The sequence below is a fragment of the Streptomyces sp. NPDC001401 genome (assembly GCF_042895385.1).
GTDB lineage: Bacteria > Actinomycetota > Actinomycetes > Streptomycetales > Streptomycetaceae > Streptomyces.
The window spans coordinates 90,339-104,874 of record NZ_JBIAWI010000027.1 but is presented as its reverse complement, the minus strand read 5'-3'; the positions used below and the strand labels follow the sequence as shown (position 1 = coordinate 104,874).

The 14,536-nt window shown below is 71.6% G+C and carries 13 protein-coding genes; 12 read left to right on the top strand and 1 reads right to left on the bottom strand.

Annotation, left to right across the window (positions count from 1 at the left end; genetic code table 11):
- Positions 1 to 14 precede the first annotated feature (14 nt).
- Positions 15 to 1,433, top strand: a complete 1,419-nt coding sequence (locus tag ACFY10_RS50450; protein WP_390672162.1) for an RsmB/NOP family class I SAM-dependent RNA methyltransferase — start codon at positions 15 to 17, stop codon at positions 1,431 to 1,433.
- Here ACFY10_RS50450 and ACFY10_RS50445 read toward each other — a convergent pair.
- Complete coding sequence (locus tag ACFY10_RS50445) at positions 1,414 to 3,573, bottom strand: MMPL family transporter (protein WP_390672161.1); 2,160 nt, start codon at positions 3,571 to 3,573, stop codon at positions 1,414 to 1,416. The two genes, ACFY10_RS50450 and ACFY10_RS50445, sit on opposite strands and share 20 nt — an antisense overlap.
- A gap of 134 nt (positions 3,574 to 3,707) precedes the next feature.
- Between ACFY10_RS50445 and rpe the strand changes: the two genes are divergently transcribed.
- The 11 genes from rpe to ACFY10_RS50390 all read left to right on the top strand — a co-directional run bounded on the left by rpe (position 3,708) and on the right by ACFY10_RS50390 (position 14,330).
- Entirely contained in the window at positions 3,708 to 4,394 is a 687-nt protein-coding gene (gene rpe / locus ACFY10_RS50440) for a ribulose-phosphate 3-epimerase (RefSeq protein WP_390672160.1), read from the top strand.
- Positions 4,395 to 4,472: 78 nt separating this feature from the next.
- Entirely contained in the window at positions 4,473 to 5,516 is a 1,044-nt protein-coding gene (locus ACFY10_RS50435; RefSeq protein ID WP_390672159.1) for a sugar-binding transcriptional regulator, read from the top strand.
- Positions 5,517 to 5,556: 40 nt separating this feature from the next.
- Positions 5,557 to 5,928, top strand: coding sequence for a ribonuclease domain-containing protein (locus ACFY10_RS50430; protein WP_390672158.1), 372 nt, complete (start codon positions 5,557 to 5,559; stop codon positions 5,926 to 5,928).
- Positions 5,925 to 6,242, top strand: a complete 318-nt coding sequence (locus ACFY10_RS50425; RefSeq protein ID WP_390672157.1) for a barstar family protein — start codon at positions 5,925 to 5,927, stop codon at positions 6,240 to 6,242. Before ACFY10_RS50430 ends, ACFY10_RS50425 begins: the two co-directional genes overlap by 4 nt.
- A gap of 151 nt (positions 6,243 to 6,393) precedes the next feature.
- Positions 6,394 to 7,836, top strand: coding sequence for a GuaB1 family IMP dehydrogenase-related protein (locus ACFY10_RS50420; RefSeq protein ID WP_390672182.1), 1,443 nt, complete (start codon positions 6,394 to 6,396; stop codon positions 7,834 to 7,836).
- A 73-nt stretch (positions 7,837 to 7,909) separates the two neighbouring features.
- A complete protein-coding gene (locus ACFY10_RS50415) occupies positions 7,910 to 8,398 on the top strand; it encodes a GNAT family N-acetyltransferase (RefSeq protein ID WP_390672156.1) in 489 nt (162 codons plus the stop codon).
- A gap of 233 nt (positions 8,399 to 8,631) precedes the next feature.
- Positions 8,632 to 10,134, top strand: coding sequence for an amino acid permease (locus tag ACFY10_RS50410; protein WP_390672155.1), 1,503 nt, complete (start codon positions 8,632 to 8,634; stop codon positions 10,132 to 10,134).
- A gap of 10 nt (positions 10,135 to 10,144) precedes the next feature.
- Positions 10,145 to 10,597: an Lrp/AsnC family transcriptional regulator gene (locus tag ACFY10_RS50405; protein WP_099927428.1), complete on the top strand. Its 453-nt coding sequence runs from the start codon at positions 10,145 to 10,147 to the stop codon at positions 10,595 to 10,597.
- A 135-nt stretch (positions 10,598 to 10,732) separates the two neighbouring features.
- A complete protein-coding gene (locus tag ACFY10_RS50400; protein WP_390672154.1) occupies positions 10,733 to 11,941 on the top strand; it encodes an MFS transporter in 1,209 nt (402 codons plus the stop codon).
- Positions 11,942 to 11,997: 56 nt separating this feature from the next.
- Positions 11,998 to 13,959, top strand: a complete 1,962-nt coding sequence (locus ACFY10_RS50395; protein WP_390672153.1) for a nitrate- and nitrite sensing domain-containing protein — start codon at positions 11,998 to 12,000, stop codon at positions 13,957 to 13,959.
- Positions 13,956 to 14,330 (top strand): DUF742 domain-containing protein, encoded by a 375-nt coding sequence (locus ACFY10_RS50390; protein ID WP_390672152.1) that lies wholly within the window; start codon positions 13,956 to 13,958, stop codon positions 14,328 to 14,330. The genes ACFY10_RS50395 and ACFY10_RS50390 overlap by 4 nt, the downstream gene beginning before the upstream one ends.
- The last annotated feature ends 206 nt before the right edge of the window (positions 14,331 to 14,536 follow it).

Here is a 14,536-nt window from a genome sequence, read left to right as displayed (position 1 = left end):
GGAGCACTTTTTTCGTGAGCGACACCTCCCGTGGGCCCCGCAAGCCCGGCAAGCCCCACCGGCGGCCCAAGAAGGACCCCGTACGCATCCTCGCCTTCGAGGCACTGAGGGCCGTGGACGAGCGGGACGCGTACGCCAACCTCGTACTGCCGCCGCTGCTGCGCAAGGCGCGGGAGAAAGGCGACTTCGACGGGCGGGACGCGGCGCTCGCGACAGAGCTGGTGTACGGGACGCTGCGGCGGCAGGGGACCTACGACGCCGTCATCGCCGCCTGTGTGGACCGGCCGCTGCGTGAAGTCGACCCGCCGGTCTTGGATGTGCTGAGTCTCGGTGTGCATCAGCTGCTCGGGACGCGGATTCCGACCCATGCCGCCGTGTCCGCCTCCGTCGAGCTCGCCCGGGTCGTGCTCGGGGACGGGCGGGCCAAGTTCGTCAACGCCGTGCTGCGGAAGGTCGCGCAGGACGACCTCGACACCTGGATCGAGCGCGTGGCGCCGCCGTACGACGAGGATCCCGAGGACCATCTCGCCGTCGTGCACTCGCATCCGCGCTGGGTCGTCTCCGCCTTGTGGGACTCCCTCGGCGGCGGCCGGGCCGGCATCGAGCAGCTGCTGGAGGCCGACAACGAGCGGCCCGAGGTGACCCTGGTCGCGTGGCCCGGGCGGGCCACGACCGAGGAGCTGCTGCGGGAGGAGGCCGCGGTCGCGGGGCGCTGGTCGCCGTATGCCGTGCGGCTCAGCGAAGGCGGCGAGCCCGGTGCGATCGAGGCCGTAAGGGACGGCCGCGCGGGCGTGCAGGACGAGGGCAGCCAGCTCGTGGCCCTGGCGCTGGCCAACGCTCCCCTGGACGGGCCGGACGAGAAGTGGCTCGACGGGTGTGCCGGACCCGGCGGGAAGGCGGCGCTGCTCGGTGCGCTGGCCGCAGAGCGGGGGGCGACGCTGCTCGCCTCCGAGAAGCAGCCGCACCGGGCCGGTCTGGTGGCGAAGGCCCTGCACGGCAACCCCGGGCCCTACCAGGTCATCGCCGCGGACGGGACCCGCCCGCCGTGGCGGCCCGGCTCCTTCGACCGTGTCCTGATGGACGTGCCCTGCACCGGTCTCGGCGCGCTGCGCCGGCGGCCCGAGGCACGCTGGCGGCGCCGTCCCGAGGACCTGGACGCGTTCGGGCCGCTGCAGCGTTCCCTGCTGCGTACCGCGCTGGACGCCGTACGGGTCGGCGGCGTCGTCGGCTATGCCACCTGCTCGCCGCATCTGGCGGAGACCAGGGCCGTCGTCGACGACCTGCTCAAGCAGCACCCGGACGCCGAACTGATCGACGCGCGCCCCCTCCTGCCGGGCGTACCGGACCTCGGCCACGGCCCCGACGTACAGCTGTGGCCGCATCTGCACGGGACCGACGCCATGTATCTGGCGCTCATTCGGAGGACTGGCTGACCCTCGCGCCGAGCGCTTCGTGAGGGTGGGTCTCCCCGTCCTCGTGCGCCAGGTGGTGCGGCCACCACACCTTCTTCCCCACATCGAGGAAGAGGGAGGTGACCAGCACGGAGCGGATGACGAACGTGTCCAGCAGGACGCCGAGCGCGACCGCGAAGCCGATCTCCGCGAAGCCCACCATGGGCAGGGTGCCCAGGGCGGCGAACGTGCCCGCGAGGACCAGTCCGGCCGAGGTGATCACCGAGCCGGTCGTGGCCAGGCCAGTCACCACACCGGGACGGGTGCCCTGACGTATGGCCTCCTCGCGGATGCGGGTGGTCAGGAAGATGTTGTAGTCGATGCCCAGGGCCACCAGGAACACGAAGACGAACAGCGGGAAGGCCACGTCCTCGCCCGCGTAGTCGAAGACGTGCCGGAAGGCGAGGGCGCTCAGGCCGAGTGCCGTGGCCAGGGACAGCACCACCGTCCCGATCAGGAGGAGCGGGGCCACCAGGGCTCGCAACAGCACGCCGAGCACCAGCAGGACGACGGTCAGGACCAGCGGGATGACCAGGTAGTTGTCGTGGGTCTGGGCGTTCTCCATGTCGAGCAGGGCGGCCGTGCCGCCGCCCACCTGGGCGTCGGCGCCGGGCACGGCGTGCACCGCGTCGCGCACTCGCTGCACGGTCGCCTTGGCCGCGTCGCTGTCGGCCGGGGCGCGCATCGTCGCCTCGAACAGCACCTGCCCGTTGTGCTCGGGCGCGGTGCCGGGCGGTACGCCGATGCTCTGCGGCACGACTCCGCGGTCCGCGGCGACGGCGCGGCCCACCTGGGTGGCCTGCGCCTTGTTGGAGACGATCACGAGCGGATCGCCGGTGCCCGCCGGGAAGTAGCGCGCCGACACCTTCTGCCCGACGATCGAGTCCGGCGTGTTGGTGAAGGCGTCCGCGTTGGCGATCCCCGCCGCGCGCAGCTGGAAGAGGCCCAGGGACAGGGCCACGAGGACCACGGCCGTGGCGCCCCAGACAAGCCGCGGACGGCGCGCGATACGACGGCCCATACGCGCCCACAGGCCCCGCTCGGTCGGATCGGCGGACCCGAAGTGCGGGACGGTCGGCCAGAAGATCCAGCGACCGAAGATCAGCAGCAGGGCCGGGAAGAGGGTGAGCATGGCCAGCAGGGCGATCGTCACGCCGATGGCCGCCACCGGGCCCAGGCCCCGCGTCGAGTTCATCTCGGCGACCAGCAGCACCAGCATGCTCAGGACGACCGTCAGACCGGAGGCGAGGACCGCCGGCCCCGCGCGGTTCATGGCCAGCGCCATCGCCTCGTGGCGGTCCTCGTGCCGGCGCAGTTCCTCCCGGTAGCGGGCGACCAGCAGCAGGGCGTAGTCCGTGCCCGCGCCGAAGACGAGCACCGTGAGGATCCCGGCGCTCTGGCCGTTGACCGTCAGACCGGCGTGTTTGGCGAGGAGATAGATCAGCGCCTGCGCGGTGAACAGCGCCGCCACCACCCCGAGCAGCGGCACGAACAGCAGCGTCGGACTGCGGAACGTCAGTAGCAGCATCACGATCACGACGGTCATCGCGGAGAACAGCAGCGTCGTGTCGATGCCCTCGAAGGCCTTCGAGAAGTCCGCCGATGTGCCGCCGGGCCCGGTGATGTGCACCGCGAGCCCGCCGCCGCCCTTGCCCACCTGGTCGCGGATCGAGTCGACGGCGGGCGCGATGCGTTGCCAGCCCTGCGCGTTCATGGTGATCGGAACGTAGATCTGGGCGGCGCGCGGCGCGGACTGCCGGTCGAAGACGGGACCCTGTGTCTCGGCCCCGCGGACGCCGTGTGCCCGCAGCGCCCTGATCTGCCGGATGTCCTGGGCGATCTGCTGCCGGTCCTGCGCGGTCAGTCCGCTCGCCCGTGCGTAGATGACGACGCCGGGGATCTGCTCGGGCCTGAAGTGCTCGGAGATGTCGAGAACCTGGGTGGACTCCGCGGAGCCGGGCAGCCAGGACTGGGCGTCGTTGTCCTGGGCGTCGTTCAGCTTCGCCCCGAACGGCGCCGCGATCACCAGAACCACCAGCCACAGGACCACGACCAGCCACTTGGAGCGCCGCCCGCAGACGAATCGGATGGTGTTCCGCTTCAAGGCGTCGAGCTGCCTCATGGCGACCCCCGTAGACGTACGTGGTGCCGATCGGCCACCGAGCATGCCACCCACCGCCCCCTGGCGGCATGGGCTGAACGGCCCAGGTCTGGACCGGCGCGAACAAACGTGCCCGGACATGGCAGGCTTGGGTCATGGCCCCGCAGATCAGCCCCAGCATCCTGTCCGCCGACTTCGCCCGCCTCGCGGACGAGGCGAAGGCGGTCGAAGGAGCCGACTGGCTCCATGTCGACGTCATGGACAACCATTTCGTCCCGAACCTCACGCTCGGCGTGCCGGTCGTAGAGTCCCTGGCCCGTGCGACGGACACCCCGCTGGACTGCCATCTGATGATCGAGGCCCCCGATCGCTGGGCCCCGCAGTACGTCGAAGCGGGGGCCTCGTCCGTCACCTTCCACGTCGAGGCGGCCGCCGCGCCGGTGCGGCTCGCCCGGGAGATCCGGGCCAAGGGCGCGCGCGCCTCCATGGCCCTGAAGCCCGCGACGCCCATCGAGCCGTACGAGGACCTGCTCCCCGAGCTCGACATGCTGCTGATCATGACGGTCGAGCCGGGCTTCGGCGGGCAGGCGTTCCTCGACATCATGCTCCCGAAGATTCGCCGCACCCGCGAGTTGATCAGCAAGCACGGCCTCGAGCTGTGGCTGCAGGTCGACGGCGGAGTCTCGGCCTCCACCATCGAGCGCTGCGCCGAGGCCGGCGCGGACGTCTTCGTCGCGGGCTCGGCGGTGTACGGGGCGGAGGACCCGGCGCAGGCGGTACGTGCACTGCGCACCCAAGCTGAGACGGTGACCGCCAAGGCGAGCTGGGCGTGCGACCACTGAGCCAAGACAACGTGAACGGCGCCCATCAGGGCGGATCAAGTGCGCCGAATCTGCAAGGATGAACGGCGAATCCAGAGTGTGAACAGCAGTGAGGAGATCGCCGTGTCGGGTATGTCGGCGGGCCGGTCAGCAGTGCGGATGGGACCCGCTGAGCTGGTGCAGGCGGCGGCCATGGCCCGCCGCTTCTACCTCGAGGGCAAGTCCAAGATCCAGATCGCGGAGGAGTTCGGCGTCAGCCGCTTCAAGGTGGCCCGGGTCCTGGAAACGGCTCTCGAACGGGATCTCGTACGCATCGAGATCCGTGTCCCGGCCGAGCTGGACGCCGAGCGCTCGGACGCGCTGCGCGCCCGCTACGGCCTCAGGCACGCCGTCGTGGTCGAGTCCCCGGCCGAGGCCCAGGACTCGCCCGACCCCGAGAACCTCGGTGAGGTGGCCGCCGACCTGCTCGGCGAGCTAGTCAACGAGGGCGATGTCCTCGGCCTGGCCTGGGGCCGCTCCACCATCCACATGGCCGCGGCCCTCGACCGGCTGCCGCCGTGCACGGTGGTGCAGCTGACGGGCGTGTACGACGCCGGGACCGCCGAGCGCGGCTCCGTCGAGGCCGTGCGCCGCGCCGCCCAGGTCTCCGGCGGCGACGCCCACCCCATCTACGCGCCGATGCTGCTGCCCGACGCGGCCACCGCGGCCGCGCTGCGCAACCAGACCGGGATCGCCCGGGCCTTCGAGTACTTCGACAAGGTCACCGTCGCCTGCGTCTCCATCGGCTCCTGGGAGCCCGGCATCTCGACGGTGCACGACATGCTCAGCGACGAGGAGCGCGCGCACTACGCCTCGCTCGGCGTCGCCGCCGAGATGTCCGCGCACCTCTTCGACGGCCAGGGCCGCCGGGTCGGCCGGGACCTCGGCGAGCGGTGCATCACCGTCAAGGCGGACCAGCTTCGGCGTATCCCCGAAGTGGTCGCGATCGCGGGCGGGGCGCGCAAGGCGTCCGCGATCGACGCGGTGCTGCGCTCCGGGCTCGTCACCAGCCTGGTGACGGACACGTCGGCGGCGGACGTGCTGATGACGGCGGGTCCGACGCCGCGGCCGGCCCTCAACAGGGCCGACCCGGACGGGCCCTGACAGCGCGTCATGAGGGGACGGCCGTGGCAGCATCGGGCGCATGGTGCCGCGGTTCGTCCCTCGTCTGTTTCTGTGTCTGCTGGTTCTCGTGGTGGGGTGCTCCTCCACCGACTCAGGACCTGCGCGCGCCGATGGCATGGCCACCGTCCGTGTGTCCCAACTCCCCACCGAGGCACGGCAGACGCTGGCCCTCATCGACAAGGGCGGCCCCTTCCCGTACGCGCGCGACGGCGTCGTCTTCGGGAATTTCGAGGGCCTGCTGCCCGAGCAGAAGCGGGGCTACTACCACGAGTACACCGTCAGGACGCCGGGCTCGCGCGATCGCGGGGCCCGGCGCATTGTCACCGGGCAGGGCGGCGAGATCTACTACACCGATGATCACTACAACTCGTTCAGGGCGGTACTGAGATGACGCAGCTCGTGGTCACGCTGGACCTCGACGGGGTCTCGGACAAGGCGGGGCTGATGGACCGGTGCGCCCGGGACCTGCGGCTGCCGGACTATTTCGGCCGCAACTGGGATGCGCTGGCGGACGTCCTGTCCGACCCGGGTGTGTGGCCCGAGGACGCCGCCGAGAAGGGGCTGCTGGTCGTCGTCCGGAACTGGCAGGCGTACGCCAAGGCGAGCCCGCAGGAGTGGGAGACCGCGCAGGAGGTGTTCGCCGAGGCGGCGGACCGGACGCCGGAGCTCTCCGTGGCGCTGGCTCTCGGGGGTGCGGCGCGATAGTGCTTGGAGGTTCCTCCGAAGGCCCCTCTGACCTGCCTGGATGATCTGCCCGTGCATCGCATTCCGGTCGACATGGGACAATGAAGTACGTGCTCTTCCCCCTGGCTGACCTGTCCGGGGGCCACCTCTGATCGACTGGGATGTGCAGCACGTGCGTTTCCTCAACGACATCCAGCCCGCGTACGACCTGACGTACGACGACGTCTTCATGGTCCCGAGCCGCAGTGCGGTCGGCTCGCGGCAGGGCGTGGACCTCAGCTCCCCGGACGGCACGGGCACCACGATCCCGCTGGTCGTCGCCAACATGACCGCCATCGCCGGGCGCCGCATGGCCGAGACGGTGGCCCGGCGCGGTGGCCTCGTGGTCATCCCCCAGGACATTCCGATCGAGGTCGTCACCGAGGTCGTCTCCTGGGTGAAGAGCCGCCACCACGTCCTGGACACCCCGATCGTGCTGGCCCCGCACCAGACCGTCGCCGACGCGCTGGCCCTGCTGCCCAAGCGCGCGCACAACGCCGGCGTGGTCGTCGACGAGGACGGCCGGCCGGTCGGCGTCGTCACCGACCAGGACCTGACCGGCGTGGACCGCTTCACGCAGCTCGAGGTCGTCATGTCCCGGGATCTGCTGCTCCTGGACGCGGACATCGATCCGCGCGAGGCGTTCAACCGGCTCGACCACGCCAACCGCCGCTATGCCCCCGCCGTCGACAAGGACGGCAAGCTCGCCGGCATCCTCACCCGCAAGGGCGCCCTGCGCGCCACGCTGTACACGCCGGCCACCGACGCGCAGGGCAAGCTGCGCATCGCCGCCGCCGTCGGCATCAACGGCGATGTCGCGGGCAAGGCCAAGCAGCTGCTCGACGCGGGCGTGGACACGCTCGTCATCGACACGGCGCACGGCCATCAGGAGTCGATGATCAGCGCGATCAAGGTGGTGCGCGCCCTCGACCCGCACGTCCCGATCGCCGCCGGCAACATCGTCGCCGCCGAGGGTGTGCGCGACCTCGTCGAGGCGGGCGCGGACATCATCAAGGTCGGCGTCGGTCCCGGCGCCATGTGCACCACCCGCATGATGACCGGCGTCGGCCGGCCGCAGTTCTCCGCGGTCCTGGAGTGCGCGGCCGAGGCGAAGAAGTACGGCAAGCACGTGTGGGCCGACGGCGGTGTCCGTCACCCGCGCGACGTCGCCATGGCGCTGGCGGCCGGTGCGTCCAACGTGATGGTCGGGTCGTGGTTCGCGGGGACGTACGAGTCGCCGGGCGATCTGCAGCAGGACGCGGGCGGGCGGCTCTACAAGGAGTCGTTCGGCATGGCGTCGGCGCGTGCCGTGGCCAACCGGACCTCCGACGAGTCGGCGTACGACCGCGCCCGCAAGGCGCTGTTCGAGGAGGGCATCTCCACCTCCCGCATGTTCCTCGACCCGGTCCGTCCCGGCGTCGAGGACCTGATCGACTCGATCATCGCGGGCGTGCGCTCGTCCTGCACCTACGCCGGTGCGGGCTCCCTGGAGGAGTTCGCCGAGAAGGCGGTGGTCGGCATCCAGAGCGCGGCCGGCTACGCGGAGGGCAAGCCGCTGCACGCCAGCTGGAGCTGAGCCAAGTCCCTTGCCGACGGCCCCCGTTGAAAATCGGGGGCCGTCCGCGGGCCGGGGCTCTACCGTCGGTCGTATGGAGATCACCGTCTGCCGGGCCGCCGATGTGGCGCTGCTCGACCGGTACATGCCCTCGCCCGGAGTCACCTCGTTCCACGCCCGGCGCTTCGCCCGGCAGGAGGCGGGGGACTGCACCTATCTGCTCGCCTGGCTGGAAGGCCGGCCCGTAGGGCACACCGAGATCCGCTGGGTGGGCTGCGAGGCGCCCGAAGTCGCCGTGGACTGCCCCGAGATCGGCGGGCTGAGCGTCTGGCCCGAGCAGCTCCGCTCGCGCGGGATCGGCACCCAACTGATCCGAGAGGCTGAGGAGTTGGCCCGGGAGCGGGCCCTGCCGGTGGTCGGCATCGGCGTCGGACGGGACAACCCGCGCGCGGCCGCGTTGTACGCGCGACTCGGGTACCGCCCGGTGGCGGACTACCTCGACCGCTATACCTACGTCGACGCGGACGGCGCCGAGCGCGAGTGCATCGACGCCTGCACCTTCATGGTCAGGGAGCTGCGCTGAGCAGCCGTACGCAACGCTCGAAAGCCCCTGCGCAACGAACACCCGCCCCCCTGCGATGAACGCAATGATCTTGCGGGTATGCGCAAGGTTGCTGCATTTCGCCTGCGAAGCCCTGGCCCGTAGGGTCATGCCCTGTACGTGGCGTGGCAGGGACCCCGCTCGGTGGGTTCCTGCTCGCGCAGGCGTGCCGCCGGTCCCCGCCGCCCTGACCGTAGCGACGAAGGAGTCAGCGCGTGCTCGACCAAGGCGCACCCCCGCAAGGCCGCACCCCGAACGCCCCACCGTCCCCGGGCTTCGGCGCGCGCCTCATGCGACGCAAGCCGGTGGAACGCCTGGTCGCGGAGGGCGGCCAGGGTGAGGGAGGGACCCTGCGCCGCTCCCTCGGGCTGTGGCAGCTCACCATGATCAGCATCGGTGCCACCCTCGGCACCGGCATCTTCGTGGTCCTCGGCGAGGCCGTCCCGAAGGCCGGCCCGGCCGTGACCCTCTCCTTCGTGATCGCCGGTCTGACGGCGCTCTTCTCGGCGCTGTCGTACGCCGAGCTCGCGGGCACCATCCCGGTCGCCGGGTCCTCGTACTCGTACGCATACGCAACCATGGGCGAGCTGATCGCCTGGATCTGCGGCTGGTGTCTGGTCCTGGAGTACGGCGTCTCGGTCGCCGCCGTGGCCGTCGGCTGGGGCGAGTACCTCAACGAGCTGCTCGACGGGACCATAGGCGTCACCATCCCGGACGCCCTGTCCGCCCCGCCCGGCGACGGCGGCATCTTCAACCTGCCGGGGCTGATCGTGGTCCTGCTGGCCATGGCGTTCCTGCTGGGCGGCGCCCGGGAGTCCGCCCGCGCCAACACGATCATGGTCTGTGTGAAGATCGCCGCGCTGGTGCTGTTCTGCGCCATCGGAATCCAGGGCTTCAAGTCCGGGAACTACGAGCACTTCATGCCGCTCGGCATGGCGGGCGTCAGTGCTGCCGGTGCCACGCTCTTCTTCTCCTACATCGGCTTCGACGCCGCCTCCACCGCAGGTGAAGAGGCCAAGAACGCCCAGCGTGACCTGCCGCGGGCCATCATGCTGTCGCTCGTCATCGTCACCGCGCTGTATGTCCTCGTCGCCGCCGTCGCCGTCGGTGCGAAGCCCTGGCAGCGGTTCAACGACTCGGAGGCCGCGCTCGCCCAGATCATGCGCGACGTCACCGGCCAGTCCTTCTGGGGCACCCTGCTCGCCGCCTGCGCCGTCATCGCCATCGCGAGCGTCGTACTGACCGTGCTCTACGGCCAGACCCGCATCCTCTTCGCGATGTCCCGGGACGGGCTCGTCCCCAAGGTGTTCGCGAAGGTCCATCCGAAGACCGGCGCGCCGCGCGCCAACACGGTCATCGTGTCGCTGTTCTGCGGGGTCCTCGCCGCCGCGATCCCGCTCGGCCAGCTCGCGGACGCCACCAGCATCGGCACGCTCTTCGCCTTCGCGCTGGTCAACATCGCCGTGGTCGTGCTGCGCCGGACCCGCCCGACCATGCCCCGCACCTTCCGTGTGCCGCTCTCCCCGGTCCTGCCCGCCCTGGGCTTCGCGTTCTGCATCTGGATGATGGGCAGCCTGTCCGCCGTCACCTGGGTGGTCTTCGGGGTCTGGATGGCGGTGGGGCTCGTGTTCTACTTCGGGTACGGCTACCGCCGCTCCCGTCTTGCCACGCGACAAGAACTCGCAACTCCAGAAGTACTCGCAACTCCAGAGAAGTGAACCACCAGCAGTGCTGAACGATCTCGACGAACGCATCGTGCACGCCCTCGCCGAGGACGCCCGCCGCTCCTACGCGGACATCGGGCAGCTCGTCGGCCTCTCCGCGCCCGCCGTGAAGCGGCGCGTGGACCGGCTGCGCGCCACCGGGGCCATCACCGGCTTCACCGTACGGGTGGACCCGGGGGCCCTCGGCTGGGAGACCGAGGGGTTCGTCGAGATCTACTGCCGGCACAACACCTCGCCGGACACCATCCGGCGGGGCCTGGAGCGCTACCAGGAGGTCGTGGCCGCCTCCACGGTCACCGGCGACGCGGACGCGATCGTGCAGGTCTTCGCCTCCGACATGCGGCACTTCGAACGGGTCCTGGAGCGCATCGCCGGGGAGCCGTTCGTCGAACGCACCAAGTCCGTGCTGGTGCTGTCACCGCTGCTGCGCCGCTTCTCGTCGGGGTCGCCGACATAATCACCGGACGGGATCGCCGCACGCGCCTACCATCGGTGCCATGACCTGGCGACATTGATCCACCAGCCGTGCCTCTCGAGGGCCGCCTCGGACGCCGTACCTCCGGCATCCGATCCGTCCCTGCGGGAAGGCCTCATGACACTCTCACCTGCGCGCGTGCCCGTCGGCACCGGCGTCCGCCGGCTCACGGCCACGCTGTACGGCTACGCGTTCCTCGACGACTTCGTCCTGCTCTACCCGGTGTACGCCCTGCTGTTCAGCGACACCGGTCTGTCCGTCTGGCAGATCTCCTCCCTCTTCGCCCTCTGGTCCCTCACCGGCGTGCTGCTCGAGGTGCCCTCCGGCGCCTGGGCCGACGCCGTCTCCCGGCGGTTGCTGCTCTGGCTCGGCCCGCTGCTCACCGCCGCCGGCTTCGCCCTGTGGGTGCTCACCCCGTCCTACTGGGCCTTCGCCCTCGGCTTCGTCCTGTGGGGCGCGCGCGGAGCGCTCGGCTCCGGCGCGCTGGAGGCGCTGGTGTACGAGGAGCTGGAGCGGCTCGGTGAGGCCGAGCGGTACGCCAGGATCATGGGCCGGGCACGGGCCGCCGGGCATGTCGCGATCATGGCGGCTCTGGCGCTCGCCGGACCCGTGTTCGCCTGGGGCGGCTACCCCGCCGTCGGGGCGGCGAGCGTGCTGGCCTGTCTGGCGAGCGCCGTGACGGCGACCCGGTTCCCGGAGGACCGGGCGGCGCCGCAGGCCGAGGGCGAAGACTGGGCCACGACCCTGCGGGAGGGGCTCGCCGCAGTCCGCCGCGACCGGTCGCTGCGCGGAGCGCTTGTGCTCGTCCCGGCGGTCGGGGCCGTGTGGGAGGCGCTCGACGAGTACACGCCACTGCTGGTGCGGGACACCGGCGTGGCGGAGACGACGGTCCCCTACCTGCTGCTGCTGATCTGGGCGGGGGCGACCGCCGGAGGCCTGCTGGCCGGGCCGTGGGAACGCATGGGAACGGCAGGACTGGCGGCGGTCCTCGTGGCAGCCGCGCTCGCCATGGCCCTGGGCGCCGCGGCCCGGACCCCCGCCGCCCTCGGCCTGTTGGCCCTCGCCTTCGGCGGCTTTCAACTGGCGACCGTGCTGGCCGACGTCCGGCTCCAGCAGCGCATCGACGACACGCGCCGGGCCACCCTGACCTCGGTCGCGGGCCTGGGCAGCGACCTCGCCACGGTCGCGGCGTACGGCGGATACGCGGCGATCCAGACGAGGGCCGCGCACAGCACCGCCTTCGCGCTGTTCGCGGTGCCGTATCTGGTGACGGCGATGCTCCTGGTGCTCAGGAGGCCATTGCGGTCCCGGCGGAGCATCCCATAGGTTGTGCGGCGTCTCTACCGACGGGTAACACTGGCGAGTAACTCCAGGGGGAGAGCATGCGCCGGCTCATCGGCCGACCCACCACGGTCCGCGCCCGGATCGTCGCGCTCGCGCTCGCTCCCGTGCTGGCCCTGCTGGTGCTGTGGAGTTTCGCGATGGTGTCCGTCACCGGGGAGCTGCGCGCGCTCGTCCGGGTGCAGGGGGTCTACGAGGACTTCGGCACCCCCGTCGACACGGCGATCGGGCAGATCCAGATCGAACGGCGGCTCTCGGCCACGTACTTGGGCACGGGCCGCCGTACGAGGACCCTCGCCGACCTGATGGAGCAGCAGCGCCGGACCGACCGGGCCGTGGACGCCATGCGCGACGCGATCCGGTCCGGGGACCGGGGCCGGCTCTCCGGGCGGCAGCGGCAGTCGCTGGACGCCATGGTCACGACCGCCGGCAGGCTGGAGAGGCTGCGGGAGCGGGTGCTGTCCCGGGACATCTCCTGGGACCGGGCGGTGAGTGAGTACAGCGCGCTGGTGGAACCCGGCTTCGACGTCGAGTCGACGCTCACCGCGCTGCAGGCCGGGCAGCTGGCGCGGGAGGCCCAGGTCGTCGTCGAGCTGGTACGGGTACGGGAGTTCGTGTCGCGGGAGGACGCGCTGGTCGCCGGCGCGCGGGCCGCCGGGACACTGACCGACCGGCAGTACGACACACTCACGGCGGCCATCGAGGACCGGCGGGTCTTCGAGCGGACGTATGTGCCCGACCTGCCGGGCGACTCGCGGGCGCTGTTCGAGGAGTTCCAACGCGGGCAGCTGTACCAGGAGTTGGTGAGCAGCGAGGACGCGCTGCTGCGGGCGGGAGCCTCAGCGGCGGGGGATGCCGTCGCGGCCGACTCCTGGCGCTCCACCACCGACCGGGCGGTCAAGCAGTACATGCGGCTGTGCACCCGGTCCGCCATGAACTCCGCCGGGCGCGGGCGGGAGTTCGCCTACCGGGAGCTGGCCAGGGCCGCCGCGGTGGGAGTGGTCGGGCTGGCTGCCGTGGGGCTGTCGCTGTGGTTCGCGGTGCGGGGTGCCCGTCGCATCTCGCGGCGGCTGGAGACGCTGCGGGATGCCGCCGATCTGCTGACCACCCGTCAACTGCCCGATGTGATGGCGCGGTTGAGTGCGGGCGAGGACGTGGACGCGGTCACGGAGGCGCCGCCGCTGGCGGACGGGGAGGCGGGCGCCGACGAGATCGGAGACGTGGGGCGGTCCTTCAACACCGCGCGCCTCGCGGCCGTCGAGGCGGCCGTGCAGCAGGCCGGCCTGCGCCGTGGGCTCTCCGCGGTGCTGCTCAACATCGCCCGCCGCAACCAGTCGCTCGTGCACCGGCAGCTGAAGCTCGTCGACACGCTGGAGCGACGCACGGACGACCCGGACGTTCTCGAACAGCTCTTCCGCATCGACCATCTCACCACCCGTATGCGTCGCCACGCCGAGAACCTGATCGTCCTCTCCGGCTCGGCGCCCGGCCGCCGATGGCGGCGCCCGGTGCCCGTCGCCGACGTCGTCGCCTCCGCCGTCGGCGAGATCGAGGCGTACGCCCGGGTCGAGGTGCCGCCGATGCCCCGGGTGGGCGTCGCGGCGGACGCCGTCGCCGACGTCGTCCATCTGATCGCCGAGCTCGTCGAGAACGCCACGGTGTTCTCCCCGCCGGACACCCGTGTGACCATGCGCCCCGCTCGGGCCGACGGCGGCTTCGTCCTGCAGATCGACGACCGCGGGCTCGGGTTCGACACCGAGCAGCTGGAAGAGGCGGAGCGGACGATCAGGAACCCGGGCGACTTTGACCCGACCCGGCACGACAGGCTCGGGCTGTACGTCGTGGGCCGCCTCGCCGCCCGGCACGGGATCGAGGTGACGTTCGGCCCGTCGCCGTACGGCGGGACGACGGCCGTGGTCTGCCTGCCGGAGGCGGTGCTGGCGGAGGAGGGCGGCGGCGCCGAGGGGACGGAGGACGTGTCGGCACGGGCGTCCCTGTCGTGAGCGACGAGCACTGGTACGAGGACGAGACGGGGGCGATGGTACGGCCGTACACCGTCACGCGGGGGAGGACCCGGCCTTCCGACCGGCACCGGATCGATCTGATGTCGCAGGTCACCGCCGTGCACGGCGAGATGCCGCCGGGCGACCACATGGGCGCCGCCCTCCTCGCCCTGGTGCGCCACGGGCCCCGGCCCGTCGTCGAGCTTGCCGCGGACGCGGATCTGCCGCTGACCGTCGTACGGGTGCTGCTGGGGGATCTGGCCGAGGCCGGGCTTGTGCGGGTGGACGCGCCGCGGCGCGTGGCGGCGGGCAGGCCCGCGGATGATCCTGAGTTGCTGCGGGAGATCATTGAGCGGTTGCGGGAGCTTTAGCGCTCCGCGGGGTGCGCCGGGATGGGCGGTCGGTCGTCTGCGGCCGCGTCGTGGCTGGTCGCGCCCCGTGGCGGAGCCGCTGATGTCACAGCCCCGCGCCCCCTAAGGGCCGCTGCAGGCCCCCGGCGCCCGAACGCGCGCAACGAATCGCTGCCGGAACGATGAGGTGCGCAACGAACCGCTCACCGGCGCGCAACGGCTCCTTC

What these genes read in the sequence shown, in the direction of transcription:
- rpe (WP_390672160.1), top strand. Translation starts at nt 3,708, where the DNA reads ATGGCCCCGCAGATCAGCCCCAGCATCCTGTCCGCCGACTTCGCCCGC.
- ACFY10_RS50425 (WP_390672157.1), top strand. Translation starts at nt 5,925, where the DNA reads ATGACGCAGCTCGTGGTCACGCTGGACCTCGACGGGGTCTCGGACAAG.
- ACFY10_RS50395 (WP_390672153.1), top strand. Translation starts at nt 11,998, where the DNA reads ATGCGCCGGCTCATCGGCCGACCCACCACGGTCCGCGCCCGGATCGTC.
- ACFY10_RS50445 (WP_390672161.1), bottom strand. Translation starts at nt 3,573, where the DNA reads ATGAGGCAGCTCGACGCCTTGAAGCGGAACACCATCCGATTCGTCTGC.
- ACFY10_RS50400 (WP_390672154.1), top strand. Translation starts at nt 10,733, where the DNA reads ATGACACTCTCACCTGCGCGCGTGCCCGTCGGCACCGGCGTCCGCCGG.
- ACFY10_RS50430 (WP_390672158.1), top strand. Translation starts at nt 5,557, where the DNA reads ATGGTGCCGCGGTTCGTCCCTCGTCTGTTTCTGTGTCTGCTGGTTCTC.
- ACFY10_RS50415 (WP_390672156.1), top strand. Translation starts at nt 7,910, where the DNA reads ATGGAGATCACCGTCTGCCGGGCCGCCGATGTGGCGCTGCTCGACCGG.